The sequence below is a fragment of the Paenibacillus sp. Dod16 genome (assembly GCF_049893405.1).
In the GTDB taxonomy this organism is placed as follows: Bacteria; Bacillota; Bacilli; order Paenibacillales; family Paenibacillaceae; genus Paenibacillus_AQ.
Genome location: NZ_JBNDYG010000012.1, coordinates 22,012 through 43,559, shown reverse-complemented (window position 1 = coordinate 43,559; position 21,548 = coordinate 22,012). Strand labels below are relative to the sequence as shown.

Genomic DNA, 21,548 nt, shown 5'->3' with positions numbered 1-21,548 from the left:
CCTTAGCTCCCTGTACTTTGATATTTGGTCAAACCAAACTGCCAGAATTTCAGACTTAAGAAGAGACATACCAGAGCCGCTCCAGCCAATGCGGGCAGCACCCAAACGCCGAGCTCGCCCCGCAGTATGTATAATGACGGGATGTAATTGACTAAACCGACCGGGACCACGATCAGCAGGATCGACGACATCCATTTGGGATACAGCGTGAGCGGATACTGGGCTGCCGTCCGGGCCGCGTCCTCCGTAATATTTTGAAGCTCGGTGATCCGGGTCGTCCAAAAACCGAATGTTGCGGTCGCAAGTCCGATCGAGAACAGGATGACGGCTCCCGTGACGATAATATAGAGCGATTGCGGCACCGCGCTCCATCCGACTTGCCCTGCCGCCATCATGCCATGCAGCGACCACCAGAGCAGAAAACCGCCCTGCAGCACTTCGCCCAACATAATCCGGAATTTCTGCGGCATGAGCGCCAGCAGCACCGGCATGGGACGGGTCAGCAATTGGTCAAGCTCCCCATTAACCAGGTAGTGTTCAAGATGATGTACTTCATCCGCAAACGTCCGGTAGAGCGTCTTCGATAAGGTCATAACGGCAAACAAATACCCGATTTCATGCATGGACCACCCCTGGATGGCCCCAAATTTGTAGAGCACGATAGCAACCATAAGAAATTCAGAAATTTGGATCAGCGCCGCCAGAAACGAAGCCAGGATAAAATTGAATTTGTATTGCATGCGGCTTTTGATGCTGGTGCGGATCAGCAGCGCGTACAGAGATAGCCAGGATCTCGTGGTCATCCTCCTTGCACCTCCACTTTCCGTCTTAGGAAGCCTGTTGCCAGCAGGCTGGCCATCGTGAGCAGCACGCACCACAAGAGCGTCCCCCATAGATAGGAAACGTCATCAAAACCCAGATAGATCCGGGTCGGCACATAGAGCAGATACGGATACGGCGACCACCAGGCCAACGTCTGAAGCCAGCCCGGCAGCCATTCAATCGGAATAAAGAAGCCTGCAAGAAGATTGATCATCGCATGGTTGCCCCAATACAACCAGGACGATTCCGTTGTCCATAATGCGGATGCGCCGATGAGATAGTTGATGCAGATCGATAAATAGGCGGCTCCTGCAAGCGCAATGGCTACATAGAGGAAGGTAGATGCTTTTCCGGGTAAATGCAGCGAGAAAGCAAAATAATACACCAGGTAGATCGGGATTGATTTGTAAACGAATTGGTAGGCGATTTGCCCCCATTCCTTGGCCATCAAATGACTGAACAAGTGAACGGGGCGCATCAAATCCAGAGAGATATGGCCGGTTCGCACGGCTTGGGGAATGCCGAGGCCATTCGTGACGAAACTGGAAACCCAGAGCGCAGCTTGCGTAAAGGCGATATAACCGACCATTCCCTGCGTTCCGTAATCTCCGAGTGCGTAGTCTGCACCGAGACCGATCCAGATACAGGCATACATGAAGCCGAACATCGCGCTGGCGATATTGTGCACCATGTGTGCGCCGCGGTACTGCAAATTGCGGGCATAGGCTTTGGAAGCCAATGTGAAATAAAGCATGAAGCACCTCCGATAAGCATTTTAGATGGCGGACCCATCCACTTCAGACAAGGCGAAAATGAGAGAAGGACAATAGCATACCAGAACGTTCCAGATCAGGCAAGGCTTTTTTCGGAAGGAAAATACACGGACGATCCGGGATACAAAAAGAAGCCTTCTTCTCCGGAGGGTGGTTTCAAAAGAAACCACCAAGGGAGTTTGAAGACTTCGGAGTCGTCATATAAATGATCAGGCGTCATCATCTTATACCGCTTGCAACAGACCGCAAGCTTATAGTTTCACTGGCCCTCTCGCCCAATTTCCGTATCGGATTCGGGACCACGGCTAGAGACTGACTCTGGATCCGGGCTCGTTTTGTACAGATACTGAAGCTGCTGGAAGGGCTGCGGCTGGAAAAATGGCGATTGCTGATGTGCCTGCTGCGAATAGGTTACCGGTTGTGCATAGGGTGCCGGTTGCGCATAGGGGGGCGAGAAGGAAGCTTGCGGCGGATACGATGGCGGCTGCGAATAAGGGGAATACGATGGGGAAACGCCGTACTGCTGCATCCTCGCTTGATGATAATTGTATGGATACGATGGATACGGTGGCGGTGGTGCATATCCATAATAGCTAGGCGGCGAAGGTTGCTGTACGTTCAACGGAAATGGCTGGTCAAACGGCTGCCGCTGAATCGATTCAACGTAGGGGGCATGGTCGTCCCGCTTGCCGCAGCCCGGCGGTGGCCCCAATATGACCGTTTCCTTCAGCGGAGCAACCGCTTTGGCGTAATCCTCCTCATTCACGCAGTATGCGATATGCAAGATCTCCTTGGGAATATGCCTTAGGAAGTCCGATCCATATACGATATCCGGCGTCGGCTTATCAAATATGGTCAGAATATGGGCTTTGTCGCTCAGCGTCAGAATCCAGTGGAACCAGCCTTTTGGTAACATCGATACCTGTCCCGGTTTTAGCTTGTAGGTCATCAGCTTCTGGGTGAAGGGATTAAATACGGAAGTCAGCACTTCGCCGCTGATGACAAACACCAGCTCATCGACATTCGTATGCCAATGGGGCTGGATGATAATTCCTTTGGTCATATGAACGTTGAAGAATCCTGTGGCAATGGCCGGCATCTGATTTTCAAACACCTGGGTTATGTAATTTCCCGCATCGCGTTTATAGTTCAAGGTGTCGTTCGAGTCCGCAAACAGCTTCAAATTCGGAGATGTCAGTACTGGATCCAGCATCGTATTCCTCCCTTGAAAGTTCTTGATCTATCTGTATGCGTAGAAGGCCCGGCCTATGTAGAAGGGGATCGCCGGGACAGGAAATAAGACGTGATCTGTCAGATCACGTCCCTATGCATCATCGGCTCCTGAAACTCGCCGAAATAGTCTACCAGGAATGACTGGAATTCTCTTGCGGCCTTGGACAAATATCGCTGCTCCAGCCACGCTAGAGTGAAGGTACGGTAGCAGGAAGGTTTCTCGATACGCACCATCGCGTACGGCGGCTCTTCATCCCCTTTGCACCCGGGTACAAATGCGGCTCCAAGCCCTGCAGCCACCAGACTTCCCAGAGCGGCAGGTTCATCCACTTCACAGACGACATCCCGGCTGATCCCGGCCAATCGGCAGAACTCCTCATTCATATTTCGGAACGGGTGGCCTTCCTTGTATTCGATGAAGGCTTCCCCCGCAACGTCCTGAAGAGAAATGCTCTTCCTGCCCGCCAATCGATGACCGTGGGGTACCGCCAAGAACACCTCGGCATGGAGAACCGGGATTTCCCGAAACTTGTCATCATCCAATGCCGCAGCCGCAAAGCATAAATCGACTTCACCATTCTCCAGCATCTGCACCATCTCCATCATCGAGTCAGGCGGAATCTGGATAATGCGGAAATTCACATCAGGATATCGCGCACGGAAAGCTCCCAATGCTTTGGACAGCCGAGGCAGTGCCGTCGTTGCAATGCGGATGCTGCCCCGCTCCATACCTGCCAAATCCGACACCTCTCTCTTCCCTTCCTCAAGCGCTGACAATGCCGTATCTACGCTTTTCAGAAAAGCCTTCCCGAATGAATTGAGCTTGATTTGCCGATTCTGCCGATCGAACAGCTGTACTCCCAAATCTTCCTCTAACCTGGCAATCGTCTTGCTGAGCGCAGGCTGGGCAATTCGGAGTTCCTTCGCAGCCTTGGTCATATGCTCCATTCTGGCCACCGTCTGAAAATAATGCAGCTGAAGCAGTTCCACGATGTTCTTCCTCCTTTATTGATACCCTTGAGTATATGAATGCATGTCATAATATATATTTTTATTTATTAACTATCGATTGTAGAATAAATCGTAACCAAAGGAAAGGGGGAAATCACATGAACGAACATCAGCAACAACCACCATCGGCTGAAAAATTAATACGCATTCTGGCGTTTACGATGATTCTCTCATCGATGAGCGCAACGATGTTTAATATCGTGCTTCCGGAAATCAGCAAGCAATTCCAGCTTTCCTTTGCCCAGGTCAGCTGGGTATCGTCGATTTACATGCTGATTTATGCCATAGGCTCTGTCCTATATGGAAAATTGGCCGACACCTATAAACTCAAAAATCTGCTCACTTTCGGTTTGCTTCTCTTCCTAGTCGGTTCTATTGTAGGTTTGTCGGCACAAGCCTACTGGATGGTGCTGCTGGGGCGGATCCTCCAGGCTGCGGGGGCAGCCGTCATTCCGGCAACCGCCATGATCATTCCCGTTCGCTATTTCCCTGCGGAAAGCCGGGGCCGCGCGCTCGGCATAACCGCCACTGGACTCGCTATCGGAAGTGCGATTGGGCCGGTTGTCTCGGCTCTGATCGTCAGCGTGTTCCACTGGAGATGGCTCTTCTGCATCCCGCTGTTGATCCTTGTTACCTTGCCGCTGTACCGCAAATATTTGGGCAATGAACAAGGTCAGGGTGGACGAATCGATTGGCTCGGCGGCGGTCTTCTCGCCGGAACGGTTGCGCTGCTGCTCCTTGCGGTGACGCAGAGTGGATGGATATTCGGCGTAGGCAGCTTCATGCTGTTCCTGTTGTTCCTCCTGCGCATTCGATCGGCTAAAGAGCCTTTTGTCCAGCCCCGTTTATTCAGCAACAAAAGCTATTCGGTCGGTCTGGTCCTCGGCATATTCATCATGAGTGTCGGTTACGCCCTGCCTTTTCTTACTCCGCAGCTGCTGGCGGATATTAACGGTTTGGCTCCGGGATGGATCGGATTTGTTATGGTGCCGGGAGCCGTCGCTGCGGCCATACTCGGCGGAAGAGGCGGCAAGCTCGCGGATACCAAAGGAACGCGTTATCTGTTCTATACAGCGTCCACCCTGCTTCTGCTCTGTTTCGCCCTGTTGTCCACCTTCGCGGGCGTATCCCCATACCTCATTGCGCTGATTCTGGTCTTTGGCAATGTAGGTCAAATATTTATGCAAATCTCGCTCTCCAAGACCATCTCATTGTCGCTGCCCAAAGAGCAAACCGGTGTCGGGATGGGATTGTTCTCGCTGCTTAACTTCCTGTCCGGCGCGATCGCCACGGGGGTGTACGGCAAAGCCGTCGATCTTGGCGCCGGGAGCTCCTGGAATCCGCTGAACCTGTTCCAGGGCGCCTCCACCTACAGCAACATCTATATCGTCCTGGTTGCCTTGCAAGCTGGAGTTCTTCTGCTGTTCATGCTGCAATTTGGCAAAGCCGCGGGGCAGCGTAAACTGCAGCTTCAAACTACGAGCTCTAAATGAGACGAGGACAAGAGATATTTAACAAGCTTAAAAGAAAAACCACCGGAGTAATCGGCTTCTTTAAGCCTCTCCGGTGGTTTTGATTCTATTTTACATAGCCGCCCGTTTCAGCTGGCCGTAATACAGGTCGCTGTAGAATCCTCCCTGCTTCAGCAGCTCATCATGGGAGCCCTGCTCTAATAAGCGTCCATCCTTGAGCACCAGGATGCGGTCCGCCGAGCGGATCGTGTTTAGTCGGTGGGCAATGACAAAGCTCGTCCGCCCTTTCATCAATCGCTGCAATCCTTCCTGGATTTTGATTTCCGTTACGGTATCGATGCTGCTTGTCGCTTCATCCAGCACCAGCATGGAAGGGTTGGCCAGAATCGCCCTCGCGATGGCAAGCAGCTGCTTCTGTCCTTGACTGATGCCGCTGCCGTCAGGTTTGAGTTTCTTGTCATAACCATCCTTCATCCGCACGATAAACGAGTGGGCGTTGGCCAATTTCGCGGCTTCTTCCACTTCCTCATCGGTGGCATCCAGCCGTCCGAAGCGGATATTCTCACGGATCGTGCCCTGGAAGAGGAAGGAATCCTGCAGCACAAAAGCCATCTGCGCACGCAGACTCTCCCTGCGAATCGAAGTAATATCCCGCCCGTCGAGGGTAATCCTTCCACTGTCCGGATCGTAAAACCGGGAGAGCAGCTGAATTAACGTCGTTTTCCCCGCACCGGTCGGACCGACCAGCGCAATCATCTCGCCGGGCTTTGCTTCAAAGCTGATTCCTTCCAGTGTGTCTCCGTCTTTCTCATAAGAAAACGAGACGTTGTCGAACTTCACCGCTCCCTCCACGCTCTTCAGCGTGACAGCAGCCCCTTCGTCCTTTGCTTCAACCTCTTCATCCAGCACCTCGAATACGCGTTCCGCCCCCGCAATGGCAGACAGCAGCGTATTCCATTGGTTCGCGAGATCGTTCAGTGGTCTCGTAAACTGCCTTGCATAACTCTCAAATATAATGATGACGCCGATCGTAATATGCCCCTGAATCGCCATGATGCCGCCGATGCCTGCTACGATCGCAAAGCTCAAGTTGTTGAGCCCGTTCATCAGCTTCGGAATGAAGCCTGATATGCTCTGCGCCCAGAAGCCCGACAGACGAATCCGTTGATTGCGCTCATCGAATTCGCGGACAACCCGTTCTTCCTGGGAAAAAGCCTTAATAATCCGCTGCCCCGACAGCGTTTCTTCAATATACCCGTTCAGATCCCCCAGGTTGCGTTGACGCTCCTTAAACAAGGGGCCGGTCCGCCGGGTAATCCAGCGCATCCCCATCATCATCAGAGGCACGACCAGGAATGTCAGCAGCGTAAGGAGCGGACTAAGCCATAACATGACGGTTAATGTGCCGATTAAGGTCAACACGCTCGAGAAGATTTGAATCGCTGAGCTGTTGAGCGTTGAACTCACGTTCTCGATATCATTCGTCAGGCGGCTCATGATCTCGCCCTGCTGGCGCTTGCCGTAGAACGGGATCGGAAGCCGGTGCAGATGCGTGAACAGATCCATCCGCATCCGGTACACCGTCTCTTGGGCGATGCCGATCATCCAGACGTTGTGCAGCCAAGTGGTTAAAGCCTGAAGAACATAGACGGCGGCCAAGCCAACGAGAAAATACAACCAGGCCGCGTCGATGGAGCTGTCCGGATTACGCACATCATCCAGAAATCTATCCACGCCGACGCCAAGCAGATAGGGACCTAGCAATGCAAGGCCCGAGCTGATCAACACCATCAGCAGCACGAGTGCGAGCTTGCCTTTGCGGCGGGCGAGATAAGTCCATATTCTGGAGAGGGTGCCCGACCAGTTTTTGGCCTTGGCCTTAGGCTTGCTCCCCTGGCCGCCATCCTTATTCTTGCCAAGATCAATCTTCGGTCTCGGATGACGAAACGGTTCAGTGAATGCCTTGAGCATGCTGCTGCGCCTCCTCTCCGTATTGGGATTCATAGATGCGTCGATATAGAGAGGAACTTTCCATCAAATCTTCGTGGTTCCCTTTTCCAATCAAACGCCCGTCGTCCAGCAGCAGAATCAAATCAGCCGAAGTGGTCGAGCTGATCTTCTGCGTGATCAAAAACGTCGTACAGGACAAATCCTTCAGTGCATCCAGCAGAGCGCCTTCCGTTCGGACGTCAAGGGCGCTGGTGCTGTCGTCCAGAATAAGGATGGCGGGCTTTCGCACAAGCGCCCGCGCAATGGACAAGCGCTGCTTCTGTCCGCCGGACAAGTTGACCCCGCGCTGGCCCAGCATCGTGTCATAACCGTTAGGCAGACGCTCAATGGTATCGTGGATTTGCGCTCTGCGCGCCGCTTCTTTAATTTCCTCCATGGAAGCATCCTCGCGTCCCCAGGCAATGTTCTCCCGGACCGTACCGGAGAAGAGCAGCACTTCCTGCGGCACATAACCGATGCTGCTGCGCAGATTTACCTCATCGATCGATCCGGCGTCCATTCCGTCCACGCGTACTGTTCCCTTCTCTTCCTCGTAAAGCCGTGGAATCAGCTGTACTAATGAAGACTTACCGGAACCAGTTGCTCCCATAATCGCGATCCGCTCTCCGGGCCTCGCTTCAAAGGAAATATCCGTCAGCACGTCGATGTCGCTGCCCGGGTAGCTAAAGCTCACTTGCTCGAACTTCACGCCTCCTTGAATTTGAACCTTTTTATTCTTATCCTTGGCCGCACTTGCTGTATCCTCTTCCGTATTTAACACCTCTTGCGTCCGCTGTGCGGAAGCGCGTCCCCGGGAGAAGGCAACGACAACCCAGGACAGGGCAGACATGGCACCAATACAACGTAGGGAATAATTGACTACGGCAACCACTTCGCCGACGCTGGCACTGCCGGATGCGATGTCTTTGCGGCCGAACCACAGGACCGCCATAATCCCTGCATTCATAATGAGAAGAATAAACGGCATCGTTGTCTCCGTTAACCGCAAGGTCGAGACCGTGGTGCTCATCAGCTTGCCAGAGGTATGGGCAAAGCGTTCAATTTCGTGTCCCATCCGTACGAATACGCGTATCAACCGGATCCCGGTCAGATTCTCCTGAATGACGCCGTTTACCGCATCCAGTCGCTGCTGTACATGGCGGAACGCATCCGCTGCCCGCTTCATAATCCAAGCGATAAAAATAAACAACAATGGCACGGTAAGGACAAGCAGCAAGCCCAGCTTCACATTCACCACCAATGCCATGATGATGCTTCCCAGCACAACGAGCGGAACGCGCGTCATAAACCGCAAGCCCATGAACACCGTATCCTGAATCTGGGTGACGTCACCTGTAAGTCTGGTAATCAAAGATGAGGTAGCAAACCGGTTAAATATCGAATAAGAGAAAGACTGCACCTTTTCATACAGCTGATCACGCAGATCATAGCCGAGTCCCTGACTCGTATGCGCCGCAAAAAAAGAGCTGGATATCCCCGCTATAAAGGCAATAATAGCGCTTCCAGTTAAAACGGCTCCCCACATCCAGACAACGGACAAATCCTGTTTCTGTATGCCGTCGTCAATGATTTTAGAGATGAGCAGCGGCTGAATCAGCTCAACGGTGAGCTCAATCAGCATCATGACCAGTGCCGCAATCGCTGCGACGCGGTACTTTTTCAAGATCGAGAAAACCATTCCCATAAGCATTCCTCCGAGGCTGAAGACCTTTATCATGTTCATACATCAATTACCCACTGGTCTTCATGTAGTAGCAATATTAGTTCGTACAAGAGCTCGATATGTCTATTATAATATATTTTCTCCTAGAACTTACCGACTGATTAAAAAATCACAGTAATTCACATTTCAAAACGCAACTCCTGGTTTGTGTAGGAAGCATTGCAAAGGAGATGAAAAAAAGAGCCTATTCTTCAGGATTGTCTCCTCTCGAATAGGGCTCTCTTGTTGAAACATATAGCTATTCCACCGATTTCAGCGCTTCAATCATATCAATCCGCTTTAGCTTGTAATGCATGGAGGCCATCACAATGGCCGAGAACAACAGCGTCAGCAGTGCCGCATAGCCGTAACTGATTCCATGGATCGCGGGACTGAACATCATCGCATCCACTTCTGCGGTTAGTAGCACGAACCGGTGCAGGAACACGCCACACAGACTGCCCGCTATAATTCCCAGCACGGTCAGAATCATATTTTCGCGATAGATGTACATGGTTACTTCCTTATCATAGAAGCCAAGCACCTTGATCGTTGACAGCTCCCGTATCCGCTCGGATACGTTAATATTCGTCAGATTGTACAGCACGACAAACGCAAGTGCCGCAGCAGATACAATCAGGACAACCACCACGACGTTCATGCTGTCCATCGTATCACTGAAAGCGTCGCTTACCCCGCTCGTGAAGCTGACCATTGCCACCCGCTGGCTTGCGGTTAACGATTCTCCAAGCTGGTCTTCCCACTCCGGATTGTGATCGTGGTTGTCATACGTCAGCAATTGACTGTTCACTTCCGGCCCTGCATCAAAAATCTCTTCGTAATACAGCGGCGTCATATAGACGTAGTGCATGGCATAGTTCTCCGTTATCCCGGCTACACGTATTTCAAAGGGATCGTTGTCGCTGTTCTGTACGGTGAAGGTACTGCCGATCTTGAGATCAAACAGTTTGGCGAGCTTCTCGGTAATGATCGCACCGTCATCCGTCAGGGACAGGGTCTGCTCCTGCCCACGGGATTTCAGGATGATAAACGAATCGATCTCATCTGGCGATTGCGGCACGAACAAACTCACATCCTGAGTGTTCACCCCGGGGGCTGTTGCAGTCATCGCCTCTTGCGTCACATTTAAAATCCCCGTAATCTCCGGCATTTCCGCAATGCGCTTGTTATAATCCTCCAGCATGCCGTTATCGCCGTTATCGCCGTTATCGTCTTGAAATACAACGGTCGCCTGATGCTGCATAATCTTTCCGTATTGCAGCGGCGCGATATCCCCGATGGAATCCTTAAGACCGAAACCGGTCAGAATCAGGGCCGTGCAGCCGGCAACGCCGCAAACAGTCATAAACATCCGCTGCTTGTAGCGGAACAAATTACGGGCGGTGACTTTTCCAATAAAGCCGAGCCGGTTCCACACCCAAGGAACTCGCTCCAGCCATATGCGGGATCCGTTCTTGGGCGCTCTGGGGCGCATCAGGACCGAAGCGTTGCTTCGAAGTTCCACCCGCGTCGCCACATAAGCGGTCATGGTCGTACAAAGCACGGCCACGATGATCGAGATGATGCTGTAGCTGAGATAAAAGCTGGTTCTTACATCCGGCAGATTATACAAAGCCCCGTAAGCATCATAGATAATAGCGGGAAACAAGGTGAAGCCGATAGCCAGTCCGGCTGCTGAGGCCGCAACACTGGCCAGCGTCGAATACACCAGGAATTTTTTCATCACATCCCTGTTGCTGTATCCGAGTGCTTTCAAGGTTCCGATTTGCAGCCGCTGCTCCTCGACCATCCGAGTCATCGTTGTCAGGCTGACGAGGGCGGCGATCAGGAAAAAGAAAACCGGGAATGCCGTTGCAATGGAAGATAAGCGGTCCGCATTATCGCTGTACTCGGTATAGCCCGGATTGACGCTGCGGTCCATGACGTAGACTTTGGGCAGCTCGAGCCGATCCAGATCCTTCTGTCCCTCCGCCACTTCCTTCTCGCCATCGGCGATTTCCCGCTCAGCCTTTGCTTTTTCTTCATTAAATTTCTTGAGACCCTCCTGGTATTTCTCCTGTCCTTGGCTAAGCTCCGCTTTCGCATTCGCGAGTTTGGCTTCCCCTGCCTGTTTAGCAGCAGCAAGCTCCTCCGTTCCTTGCGTCAACGAAGCTTCACCCTGCACGAGTTGACGCTCGGCTTCCCGAAGCTTGGCCTCTCCTTCTTTTAGTTGTGCCCGGCTTGCATCCAGCTTCTGCTGAGCGTGATCCAGCTGTTGCGAAGCTTCGTTTAAACCGCGCTGGAACGCAGAAGCAGCCTTTTGCAAAGCAGCGCCATCCAATGCTCCCTCCATGTAACCCGCAGTGGCTGCTCCCAGCTTCGGATCTGCTGCCTGAGCCGCTGAAAGCAGCTCTTGCCCCTGTTCTTCCGGTATGTCTTTCGGATCTAAGCCGGAGATTTGCTGCAGCGCCTTCGCCAATTGCTGCCCTTGTGCCAGCTTTGGCGCAAGCTCCAATTTCTGTTGATCCAGTTGACTTTGACCTGTCTTAAGCTGGGACTGTCCCTGTTCCAACTGCTGATGATTCCGCTTCAGCTCCGCTCTGCCCTGGGCAAGTTTTCTTGCCGCGGCATCCAGCTTGGCTTGTCCCTGTGCCAGCTCGGTTTGAAGTTTATTCACGCCATCGCGGTAGGATTGCTCTCCTTCATTCAGCTTGATCTTCGCTTCCTTTAACTCCTGCTCCGCATCGGTCATCTGCTTCTTGGCATCCTTGATTTTGTCCAAGGCCTCATTCAGCTTCTTCTGCCCCTCGGCACGAATCTCTGCCAGCCGCTCCTGCGGCATGGTCTTCAGTTCCAGTTCTACCGCTTCTTTGTGCCGTTTGATCTTCTCGTCATACTCAGGCGTATAGGGAGCTGATTCAGCGGTGTCCTGGAAGGTCAGGTAGGCTTCCGTATATACAGGTAGTTTAAAGTCCTGCTCCGGTATAACGGCGAACACATCCGCAGTCCCCTTGCCGATGCCGCTCGTTCCCCGGCTCATGCTGCTGATGAACAGCGGACTCTTCGCCCTTCCCACGACCGTATAAGTGTGGTGGTCAAACGTTTTCTTGAGATTGACTTCCTCATCCGGATTGGTAAAGGTAATCTGATCCCCCAGATTAAATTCGTTCCCCCGATCTCCCGCGTCGATGACGATCTCTCCTGCGACCTCCGGCATTCGACCTTCTGTAAGCACGTATTGATTCAGATTATTTCCTGGGTCATAGGAGAGGACCTTCGCGATCCGCCCGCTGTCACCGAGAAATACGTCTGCACTATAGCCAGGTTGAACCTCATCCACTCCGGCAATCAACTTCAGCTTCTCGATATCGCTTTGTTCGAGACCCAAGGTGGACTGAACCTTAAGATCCATCAGCTTTAAATCGCTATAATAGTGATCCGCTGTGTCCAGCATATCCGGACCCGTGGCTTTTATCCCCGCAAAAAAACCGACGCCGAGCATAATAATGGCAAAAATGGACAGAAACCGAGCTTTTGTCCGCGATATTTCCCGGAAAATATCAGTCCACAACGCTCTTTTCTTCATAATATGTGTCTCCCTACCACTCGATGTTGTCTACAGAAACGGGGTTCGGATTCAAAACCATGTTTCGGACCTTGGCATTGTTGATCTCGATGACCCGATCCGCCATCGGCGTCAGGGCAGAATTATGCGTAATGACGATAACCGTCGTTCCGGTATGGCGGCAAGTGTCTTGGAGCAGCTTAAGCACCTGCTTCCCTGTATGATAATCAAGCGCACCCGTGGGTTCATCGCAGAGAAGCAGCTTCGGCTGCTTGGCGAGTGCCCTGGCAATCGCTACCCGCTGCTGTTCTCCGCCGGACAGCTGTGCCGGAAAATTGTTCAGACGATTACCCAGGCCGACATCCCGCAATACTTGCTCCGCGTCCAGGGCCCGAGGAGAAATCTGCGAAGCCAGTTCCACATTTTCTTTTGTCGTCAGATTGGGAACCAGGTTATAAAATTGAAACACAAATCCGACGTCATTGCGCCGATAGCCGGTCAACTCCTTGCTGTTAAACCTTGCAATATCCGTTCCATCCACGAGTACTTGTCCCTCATCCGCCGTATCCATGCCGCCCAATATATTCAGCACCGTGGATTTGCCTGCACCGCTGGGACCGACAATGATCGCAAACTCGCCTTTTTCAATCTCCAGGTTGATTTCATCATTGGCTACAATCGTGGTCTCTCCCATTCGGTAGCGCTTATATTCATCCTTCATGCTCACAAAAGCCATGTGTACCCCACTCCCAACTCATGGTCGCAATATCGGCTTAAATCGTTATGTAAACTAATGTAACCCAAAAGAGGGCTTATCCGGTGCTTAAGCCGAAGGGTCGTTCACCGTGATGGACACGAACTTCGGCATCTGTCGTGACTGTGCTATACCTCTTATTTGTGTCTTTACCGTTGTTATACTCCTTGTTTACTGACGTGCATTCAATGAAATGATCCTTTAAAATCAGTGTAGCACAAACAAATCGGCCAAAGAAAACGCAGCATCCCCCCGCGATGGCAATGTCACAGAATGTTCCAAATTCGAAATAGCCCGAGCAGCACAAAAAAGCACTTCTTCACCCGGGAAGAAGCGCTTCTCTGATAGATTTATTGTCAATCGATATGCCCGGTCAGTGTCGCTTCCTGAAGATCCTTGCCTTCGACCCAATCCCTGAACGAAAAATCGAGCACGCCCCCATGAGCAAGCGATGTCATGACCCTTCCTTCTTCGAAGGCGTACGAAAAGGTATGCAGCGTTCCGAACAAATCGTCGTAATCCGTAAAAAATAACGGGGACTTTCGGTCCTTAAACAAACCGAAAACCTCGGTTTGGGTTAACTGTTCAGTATCCAAGCTATCGATGTAACGTTTACGCCGAAGGGAATGCTCGATGGATGGCCTGTTTTTGCCCGTCAAAGCCTCATAATGGTTAACGCAGGCGATCGCCGCCTCCCCGCCCGTACGGGTAATCACTTGATCCGGACTTGCTTCCACAACGGCCATGTTCCCTCGTGCATCCCCGATTGAAAAGTTATAACACGCCGCATGGGGAATATGGCGCAGCATATAAGACGCTTCTTCCACAGTACCGCATGACTCCAATACCATCCGGACGCCGACCCAAGGCGACACACCCGCCTGGTATCCGTCAAAGCTGACAAAATGAAGCCCGGCAGCAAGCCCTTTTTCATTCACCCCGTCATGCCTACCTATTGCCTGCAAATTATAGCCTGCACTCGCTAAGCCTTGATCGGCTTGAGCCACTGTAAAATAACCATCGTAAAACGCAGGCGTAAAATCGTAATTTCTTACGTAATACGAAGCCGTGATCATCGCCGAGCATCCCATGGCCGCGATTTTCGGGACGTCATATCCGCCGAGAAGCGCCGCGGCTTTGGAAAAAGGCATTTCCAAGCCTTCCGCCAGCCCTTCAAGCTCCGACAACAGCTGCGGGGCAAACTCGTTATAAATGCTTTTCAGTTGTTCCGTGTCGATCTCCGGCTTGGTGACCGCTTCGAAAGCTTTTAATATCGGTTGATTTCGCAGACTGTGACCCAGCTTAAGCCCGTTATGATAGTTATCTTCTCTAAGCTGCAAGATGTGTACCGTGTAATCCGGCATTTTAACCCCTCCACCCAAGCGGTTTCCATATGGGAATATATCCCTAACCCCGATTATAGATGCAATTCATCCCTCTTCCAATAAAAAAGCTCCGACCCGGCATGTTTACATGCTGGGTCAGAGCAGATTGTTATGCACGCGGCAATTGTTTAAATACTTGAACGTATTGCTCGTATTTTTCCGACCAGGCGTCCTTGCGCGATTCAAGCGTTCTGCCATCCAGCAGTGCTTCAATGACGTCCAGACATACGTCCCAACCGGCAATATCCTTCGGTGTATGATCCGTAATTTTCGTTATCGTCTCGATCAGTACCAGACGACAGCCTTCGGCCTCGGGATGCAGCTCAAAACGCACCCTGTCCTCTCCCCACGTATACTCCAATACCGAAAACTCCCGATAGTCCGTAATTTCAAATTCTTCGAACGTTCCATCCTGCAAGTCAAATGTAATTCTTCCGCCTTGACGTAAATCTTCCACCTTCAGCTCCGAGAACCACTGTGTGAGCTTGTCATTATCCGTCAGATAGGACCACACCTTCTCAACCGAATGCTTCAGGCGGCGTTCAAATCGGACGGTCGTTCCGAACTCGTCTTGCTGTACTACTGCCAGCATTTTTCATCCTCCTTAGGAATGTTTTATTCAAAAATAGATCTTCCAATCAAAAACTACATCAGGATGTTTAAGGAGATTCATCCTTATCCAGCAACCTCTCCAGATCATCCAGCTTATTTGTCCAGAACTGCCGGTAAGGCTCCAGCCAGTGGTGGATTTCCTCCAGAGGCTTGGCATTCAGGCTGTACACATGCCTTTGTGCCTCTTTCCGCAGCGAGACAAGACCGGCTTCCCGCAAAATGCGCAAATGCTTGGATACGCCTGGTTGGCTGAGCTGCATGAGATCTACAATCTCGCCCACCGTGCACTCTTTCACGCGCAGATAGTCCAATATCGTCCTGCGGTTCGGTTCTGCCAATACTTCAAAAAGGTTATCGTTCAACATGTTCATTATATTACTATATAGTTATATTTCTGTAAAGTTATATACAAAGATGGACGCGATCTTTGAACAAACATAACGCCTTCCTTATAATGAATCTATTGATATTTGAAGGAAAGGAATGACGGAAATGCCCGATATCACTTTTTTGCGTGATCCTGACCTGCCGTTTCTCGAAATCAAAGAATGCGATACGTTAGACAATCTTTCCTATAAGAAGCATTTTCACGAAGAAATTTCCATTGGCCTCATTGAAAAGGGAGCCACCCGCGTATGGTCGGCCGGGAAACGGTTTGAGGCTGCCCAGGGGCATATTGTGCATTTTCCGCCGCTGCTACCTCATGCCTGTCATCCCGAGAATCCTGCAAACTGGAAGTACACGATGATGTTTGTCCATCCCCGGTGGCTCGGTCAAACCTCTTCGGACTATGATTCCAATTACCATCAACCCCATATGCCCATCCTGCATCCGAAATATCAAAACGAACGATCCCGGCATCTGATTCATTCCTGCAGGACACTGCTTCAGCAAAATGCCACTCCCCTCGAAGTGGAGTCCGTGCTTATGACATTAATGCGGGAGACGGGTCTCCTTCAAGAGGAAGCCGCTTTGGCGTCTAGCGGCAGCGTTCATCAATCCCCGGCTATTCTGCGAGTGAAGCAGTATCTGGATCATCATTACAAAGATCGCATTACACTTGATATTCTGCAAGGCATCTCCGGAGTCAGCAAATTCCACCTGATTCGGATGTTTACAGAATCCTATCATCTAGCTCCCCACGCTTATCAGAATTTATTGCGCATCAATTACGCCAAAGAGCAGTTACTTCAAGGAAAAGCCATAGCCGACGTTGCTGTGGAGACCGGGTTTTACGATCAGAGCCATTTCACGAGAGCTTTTGCCGGTTGCGTAGGGACAACGCCACTTCGGTATGCAAAAGCAGCGACATCTTAAACAAACCGCAATTTTATACAAGACCGCCTCGCCTAAACGTTGATAGAATCACAGAAGATCTTAATCAAACGAGGTGTTTAACTTGAACGATTCATTAACGGAAATGGCTTTTGCCGACGCTTTGAAGTCAGTCGCCCGTAACCTGCAACTCAAACAGTACGTCCAGCAATCCGCCGAATGGTATCCGATCCTGCTGCGTGCAGCAGAGCGTTTTGTCACGGGCGATGTGCTGGAACAAGGTTTGTCATGTCGGGATGCTCTGGACGCCAAAGGTTATCGCACTTCGCTGGAGTATATCGGGGAGAATACGCTGACTGAAGCGGAATGCACGCAGGCTTTCCTGGAGTTTACTAAGTTAATTGAAGCTTGTGCGGAACAGAGGACAGGAACCCGCATTTCACTCGACCTGTCCCATATCGGATTATCGGTAGACGAGGATTTGGCATACCGGCATCTTCTCGGACTGGCTGGCCAAGCCGAGGAAGCTGGATTGGAGCTGGTCATCAGCATGGAGGAATCCGCCAAAACGGATGCTATCCTTAAACTGTACAGAAAAGCTTCGGACCAATTCACGAATGTCGGTATTACTTTGCAAGCGCAGCTCCCGCGAACGATGGAAGACCTCGAACAAATTCTTGCCGACGGCTCCGGCACGATCCGCATCGTGAAAGGCGCTTATCAGGAACAAGAGGGGCACTATATTCCCCGTTCCGAGATGCTGACTTCGAGGTATGTACGAATGGTGGATTTATGCGTTCAAGCAGGCAGGCCCGTATCGGTCGCCACCCATGATGAAAGGATCCTGCGGCATATGACCAGCAACAAAATGTATCGCGACTCAGCCGTCGAGCTTGAAATGCTGTATGGCATACGTCCGGACCTGTCCAGACAAATGAAAGATGACGGCTTCCCTATTCGGATTTATCTGACTTACGGTGAAGAATGGTTCCTGTACCTGTGCCACCGAATCGCCGAGTACCCGCCGAATATATATGATGCAGTGACCCGGTCGATCCTGGGCGGCACCGATACAATTCAACATTATTGATCAACATTAGCAGCAGGGAAGAAACGGCAGAAATACGCTGTTTCTTTCTTTTTTATGACCAGGTACTAAAAAATATTTTCGGATTGCCGATGTTATAGTTGAAACTTTATTCTAGGCCAATGCGTCATATTGTAGAGGAAAATAATAACAAAGCTAAATTTCAGGAGGTTGAGTGTGTGAAAAGAATATGGACTGCCTTGCTAGCAGCTATACTGTTAATCCCCATGACATTCCAATCGCAGGTACAGGCGGCAGTGAAGATCAGCGTCTTGATTGACGGCGTCAAGCTGTATACGCCTCAAGCGCCTGTCATGATCCAAGGACGCGTCATGCTTCCGATGAGATCCATCTTCGAAGCCTTGGATGCATCGGTCAAATGGAATCAAAAAACGAAAACCGTCACAGCGACCAAGGATGGCACAACCGTCATTCTAAAAATCAACTCCAAGACGGCCACCATCAATAACAAGACGGTAGCGCTGGATGTTCCGGCGAAAAACTTAAAAGGCAACACCATGGTGCCGGTACGCTTCGTAAGTGAAGCCCTCGGCCAAAAAATCGGCTGGAATTCCAAAACGAAAACGGTCACCGTCAAAACAACGAACAATTCAGGCGGCGGAAATAATACCGGTATCGTGCCTGTGAATTATGTGACTCTTCGGGACATCGGTAATACCGGCGACGGCCGCGATCTGCAGGTGAGCTTCTCCAAATCATCCACCGAGTCTTTAATTTCGCATTATCGGGTGATGATTGTAAAGCAGTCCAAGACGTTAAACCAATCTGAGGCACAGCGCGTGTCCTCGGCAGCTTACACAACGGTGTACCCATCCGGCTCGGATCCGACGCTGACCCTCACGTCGGGCTCAAGGGATGTGGATAATGATCTGATCCGCGATAACCAGGCTTATAAAGCCTACGTATTGGCAGTCAGCAAAACAGGCGGCACATATGCCCTTTCCTCGGCTTCGCCGTCGTTGACGCTGACCAACACCAATTCAGTAAACGGAGCAACCAACGTGAAGGCAAGCGATGTGAGCGACTATGGCGATGGCCGTGATCTGCAGGTCAGCTTCACGCGTGCCCAGAATGAGAGCAATGTAACCAACTATCGAGTGTTTGCCGTAAAAACGAAGGATGCTGCCAAGTTTAATCTGACGGCTGCCAAATCCGTTCAAAGCCAAAATTACACGACGGTAAGTAAAACCAGCACGACGAATACAACGCTGTCCACGACGCTGAGTTCTTCCGCTCGTGATACGTCAGGGGAGCTTATCCGCAGCGGAGTCGCTTACACCGTGTTCGTCCAGTCTGTGAGCAGCAATGAGAACGTGCTTGCAAGCAATCTGTCTTCAGGTTCGTCTTCCATCACCCTCAGCACAGGCAATGCAACGGTTCCATCCATTACGCAGGTGACGGATATCAGCGATTATGGTGATGGCCGCGATCTTCGCGTAAGCTTCAACAAGGTATCCAACGAATCCAACATTCACTCTTATCGCGTGTTTGTCGTAAAGGACAGCAATTACAACAGCTTCAACTTAAGCAAAGCCAATGGTGTATCCAGCTACAACTACACCCAAGTCAACAAAACCGGGAATAACATCAACAACTTGACGCTGGCATCGGGGGCTAGAGACGTAGACGGAGCAACGATTCGCAGCGGCGTGTACTATCGCGTATTCGTCATGGCCGTGAACAATAATAACTCCAATAATAACGTGCTGTCTGCGCCATCTAACTCCATCATCTTGAGTTCCAGCTCCAATGTGGGTGCGGTTACCAGCCTGTCTGTCACCGACGTGAACAACTACAATGACGGACGCGACCTGCAGGTGTCATTCACCCAGCCGTCCGATCGTTCGAACATCAACTATTACCAGGTATTCGTTGTAAAATCATCCGATAGCTATTTCGATCTGTATAGAGCCAATAACTTAAACAACAGCTATTATTACACTCAAATCAATAAGAACAACAGCAGCAACTACATTACTCAAACCCTGAATTCCAACAGCCGTGATATCGATGGGGAGCTCATTCGCAATGGAATCAGCTATCGCGTATATGTCCTGTCCGTAAGCTATTCGGGTAATAATGCATTATCCAATTACTCATCGATTACGCTTGGAAACAACAATCAGGGCAATGTAAACCCTGTTTCCACGCCAACCTTGTCCATTATCGGCAATAATGGTAACGGAAGTGACTTAAGAGTCTCCTTCAATCCAGCAAATGGTGAAAACTTCATCGATCATTACCGGATTCTCGTTGTGAAGTCATCCAAGAGCCTGAGCGTGTCCCAAGCTTATGACAACAAGAATTACACCACGGTTTACAAAACCGGCGGCACCATCACTCGGGATTTGACTAGCACGACGAAGGATTCCGACGGGGATCTCATTCAAAGAGGTTCAAGCTACCGTGTGTACGTCTTATCTAGAGGCAACAGCTATTCGAATTACAGCAATGCTCTTTCATCGGTTTCTCGTGACGTAACGATACAAGGCGTGACCCAGGTAGATGCGGTAAAGGGCATTACGGCTGCTGATGCAGGCGACAATAATAACGCAAGCGACTTGAAAGTATCGTTTACCAAGGCTGCAAATGAAGCCAACATTAAGGAATACCGGATTATGGTCGTGAAACAAACAAACGCTGGCAGCTTTAATTTAAATCATGCTATCAGTGTAGCTTCTGGCAACTACGATCGTGTACCGGTCGGCGACAATTTCAATAACGTTCTGAGACCTGGAACAAACGATGTTGAAGGCCAGCCAATTCGCAATTTGGTGGATTATCAAGTATTCGTATTGTCCGTGAGCAATAATGGTTCAATAAGCAGTGCCCTGTCGGCACCATCTGCGCCAATTAAGCTTACGGGTACCGCTGTAACGGTTCCTTCGGATGTATATGCCGGGATTGAAAGCACCAACGGGAATGGCAGTGATATTGTAGTCAAATTCTCGGCCGCTACAGGAAGCATTAAAGAATATCGAATCATGGTGGTACCAGCCAACAAAAAATTTGGCGATTTTGAAGCAAATAATGTACCGCTTGGAAACTACACAATAGTTAATGTCGATTCCAGCCAGAAACAATATGTAAAAAACTTGGAGGCTACAACGAAAGACGTCAATGGTACAGTCATTGCATCTGGCCAAAAGTACAGTGTATTCATCCTGGCTGTTGCCGATGGCACTGTTTCTACCAGCAATACTCTGTCCGATTCTTCTGATGTGTTTACGATCCCGAATCCGACCCGAGCAACGGGCGTTACAGCCAAGTTGGATGCAAACGGGAAGCTTCAAGTCGATTTCAAGAAGGCGATCGATGAACGCAGCATTACGGCATACCGCCTGTTGTTTGTAGAGAAAAATAGCATTAAGGCCTTCGATCTGAAGACAGCGACGGAAGCGGATGCCAAAGTCAATACCAATGTAACCATAAAACCCGATGGCAAAGATATCTCGGCTCTGATTGAAATCCCTGCCAAAGATGCCTTCGGTAAAGACATTAAAGACAATACGGAATATGCCGTTTATGTCCTGTCCGTACTGTCCAAAGACAAGAAAATCGCTTCGAGTGCTCCATCCGCAACACCTTTATCCGAAGCATCCAAAACACTTGTATTAGTTAAAAAACCTTAGTCGAAGGTAGAATACGAACCTTCTCTAACATAAAGAGCTGTTCCTCCGGTCAAATTTGACCATGAGGGACAGCTTTTTTTATCCCTTTCCACCCATCAAGCCCTCTCCAAAACTGCCTGCATCTTATAACTAATTTCCACATGATTTTATGAGGAATTGTCCGGGTACTTCCAAATGGGAAAATATGATAATTT

General features: G+C 50.5%; 15 protein-coding genes. 4 read left to right on the top strand and 11 right to left on the bottom strand.

The window, feature by feature from the left end:
• Nucleotides 1–2: 2 nt before the first annotated feature.
• From ACPV3A_RS11700 to ACPV3A_RS11685, 4 genes are all read right to left on the bottom strand, one after another.
• The gene (locus tag ACPV3A_RS11700) at nucleotides 3–803 is read right to left on the bottom strand and encodes an ABC transporter permease (RefSeq protein WP_071223555.1); all 801 of its coding nucleotides are present in this window, start codon (nucleotides 801–803) and stop codon (nucleotides 3–5) included.
• Nucleotides 800–1,576 carry an ABC transporter permease gene (locus tag ACPV3A_RS11695; RefSeq protein WP_194541357.1) on the bottom strand — a complete coding sequence of 259 codons (777 nt, stop codon included), beginning with the start codon at nucleotides 1,574–1,576 and terminating at the stop codon, nucleotides 800–802. The genes ACPV3A_RS11700 and ACPV3A_RS11695 overlap by 4 nt, the downstream gene beginning before the upstream one ends.
• A 278-nt stretch (nucleotides 1,577–1,854) precedes the next feature.
• On the bottom strand, nucleotides 1,855–2,808 hold the full coding sequence (locus tag ACPV3A_RS11690) for a cupin domain-containing protein (protein WP_426199712.1): 954 nt from the start codon (nucleotides 2,806–2,808) through the stop codon (nucleotides 1,855–1,857).
• Between the two features lie 98 nt (nucleotides 2,809–2,906).
• Nucleotides 2,907–3,818: a LysR family transcriptional regulator gene (locus ACPV3A_RS11685; protein ID WP_426199711.1), complete on the bottom strand. Its 912-nt coding sequence runs from the start codon at nucleotides 3,816–3,818 to the stop codon at nucleotides 2,907–2,909.
• 119 nt (nucleotides 3,819–3,937) lie between these two features.
• Here ACPV3A_RS11685 and ACPV3A_RS11680 point away from each other — a divergent pair, with 119 nt between their 5' ends.
• The gene (locus tag ACPV3A_RS11680; protein WP_426199709.1) at nucleotides 3,938–5,332 is read left to right on the top strand and encodes an MFS transporter; all 1,395 of its coding nucleotides are present in this window, start codon (nucleotides 3,938–3,940) and stop codon (nucleotides 5,330–5,332) included.
• Between the two features lie 90 nt (nucleotides 5,333–5,422).
• On the opposite strand, the gene ACPV3A_RS11675 is transcribed toward ACPV3A_RS11680, so the two are convergent.
• The 7 genes from ACPV3A_RS11675 to ACPV3A_RS11645 form a co-directional block, all read right to left on the bottom strand.
• Entirely contained in the window at nucleotides 5,423–7,282 is a 1,860-nt protein-coding gene (locus ACPV3A_RS11675; protein ID WP_426199708.1) for an ABC transporter ATP-binding protein, read from the bottom strand.
• Nucleotides 7,263–9,005 carry an ABC transporter ATP-binding protein gene (locus ACPV3A_RS11670; protein WP_426199707.1) on the bottom strand — a complete coding sequence of 581 codons (1,743 nt, stop codon included), beginning with the start codon at nucleotides 9,003–9,005 and terminating at the stop codon, nucleotides 7,263–7,265. Before ACPV3A_RS11670 ends, ACPV3A_RS11675 begins: the two co-directional genes overlap by 20 nt.
• 277 nt (nucleotides 9,006–9,282) lie before the next feature.
• Complete coding sequence (locus tag ACPV3A_RS11665; RefSeq protein ID WP_426199706.1) at nucleotides 9,283–12,609, bottom strand: FtsX-like permease family protein; 3,327 nt, start codon at nucleotides 12,607–12,609, stop codon at nucleotides 9,283–9,285.
• 13 nt (nucleotides 12,610–12,622) lie between these two features.
• Nucleotides 12,623–13,324, bottom strand: coding sequence for an ABC transporter ATP-binding protein (locus tag ACPV3A_RS11660; protein WP_426199704.1), 702 nt, complete (start codon nucleotides 13,322–13,324; stop codon nucleotides 12,623–12,625).
• Between the two features lie 374 nt (nucleotides 13,325–13,698).
• Entirely contained in the window at nucleotides 13,699–14,706 is a 1,008-nt protein-coding gene (locus ACPV3A_RS11655) for a C45 family autoproteolytic acyltransferase/hydolase (RefSeq protein WP_426199703.1), read from the bottom strand.
• A 130-nt stretch (nucleotides 14,707–14,836) separates the two neighbouring features.
• A complete protein-coding gene (locus tag ACPV3A_RS11650) occupies nucleotides 14,837–15,319 on the bottom strand; it encodes an SRPBCC family protein (RefSeq protein WP_426199701.1) in 483 nt (160 codons plus the stop codon).
• Nucleotides 15,320–15,386: 67 nt separating this feature from the next.
• Nucleotides 15,387–15,704, bottom strand: coding sequence for an ArsR/SmtB family transcription factor (locus ACPV3A_RS11645; protein WP_426199700.1), 318 nt, complete (start codon nucleotides 15,702–15,704; stop codon nucleotides 15,387–15,389).
• Between the two features lie 118 nt (nucleotides 15,705–15,822).
• Between ACPV3A_RS11645 and ACPV3A_RS11640 the strand changes: the two genes are divergently transcribed.
• From ACPV3A_RS11640 to ACPV3A_RS11630, 3 genes are all read left to right on the top strand, one after another.
• On the top strand, nucleotides 15,823–16,656 hold the full coding sequence (locus ACPV3A_RS11640; RefSeq protein ID WP_426199699.1) for an AraC family ligand binding domain-containing protein: 834 nt from the start codon (nucleotides 15,823–15,825) through the stop codon (nucleotides 16,654–16,656).
• An 82-nt stretch (nucleotides 16,657–16,738) separates the two neighbouring features.
• Nucleotides 16,739–17,704, top strand: a complete 966-nt coding sequence (locus tag ACPV3A_RS11635) for a proline dehydrogenase family protein (protein WP_426199698.1) — start codon at nucleotides 16,739–16,741, stop codon at nucleotides 17,702–17,704.
• Nucleotides 17,705–17,880: 176 nt separating this feature from the next.
• A complete protein-coding gene (locus ACPV3A_RS11630; RefSeq protein ID WP_426199697.1) occupies nucleotides 17,881–21,354 on the top strand; it encodes a stalk domain-containing protein in 3,474 nt (1,157 codons plus the stop codon).
• The last annotated feature ends 194 nt before the right edge of the window (nucleotides 21,355–21,548 follow it).

Bases quoted from the DNA above. Each gene is read 5' to 3' on its own strand.
- ACPV3A_RS11660 (WP_426199704.1), bottom strand. From the start codon at position 13,324: ATGGCTTTTGTGAGCATGAAGGATGAATATAAGCGCTACCGAATGGGA.
- ACPV3A_RS11700 (WP_071223555.1), bottom strand. From the start codon at position 803: ATGACCACGAGATCCTGGCTATCTCTGTACGCGCTGCTGATCCGCACC.
- ACPV3A_RS11695 (WP_194541357.1), bottom strand. From the start codon at position 1,576: ATGCTTTATTTCACATTGGCTTCCAAAGCCTATGCCCGCAATTTGCAG.
- ACPV3A_RS11640 (WP_426199699.1), top strand. From the start codon at position 15,823: ATGACGGAAATGCCCGATATCACTTTTTTGCGTGATCCTGACCTGCCG.
- ACPV3A_RS11690 (WP_426199712.1), bottom strand. From the start codon at position 2,808: ATGCTGGATCCAGTACTGACATCTCCGAATTTGAAGCTGTTTGCGGAC.
- ACPV3A_RS11670 (WP_426199707.1), bottom strand. From the start codon at position 9,005: ATGGGAATGGTTTTCTCGATCTTGAAAAAGTACCGCGTCGCAGCGATT.
- ACPV3A_RS11645 (WP_426199700.1), bottom strand. From the start codon at position 15,704: ATGTTGAACGATAACCTTTTTGAAGTATTGGCAGAACCGAACCGCAGG.
- ACPV3A_RS11680 (WP_426199709.1), top strand. From the start codon at position 3,938: ATGAACGAACATCAGCAACAACCACCATCGGCTGAAAAATTAATACGC.
- ACPV3A_RS11650 (WP_426199701.1), bottom strand. From the start codon at position 15,319: ATGCTGGCAGTAGTACAGCAAGACGAGTTCGGAACGACCGTCCGATTT.
- ACPV3A_RS11665 (WP_426199706.1), bottom strand. From the start codon at position 12,609: ATGAAGAAAAGAGCGTTGTGGACTGATATTTTCCGGGAAATATCGCGG.
- ACPV3A_RS11675 (WP_426199708.1), bottom strand. From the start codon at position 7,282: ATGCTCAAGGCATTCACTGAACCGTTTCGTCATCCGAGACCGAAGATT.
- ACPV3A_RS11655 (WP_426199703.1), bottom strand. From the start codon at position 14,706: ATGCCGGATTACACGGTACACATCTTGCAGCTTAGAGAAGATAACTAT.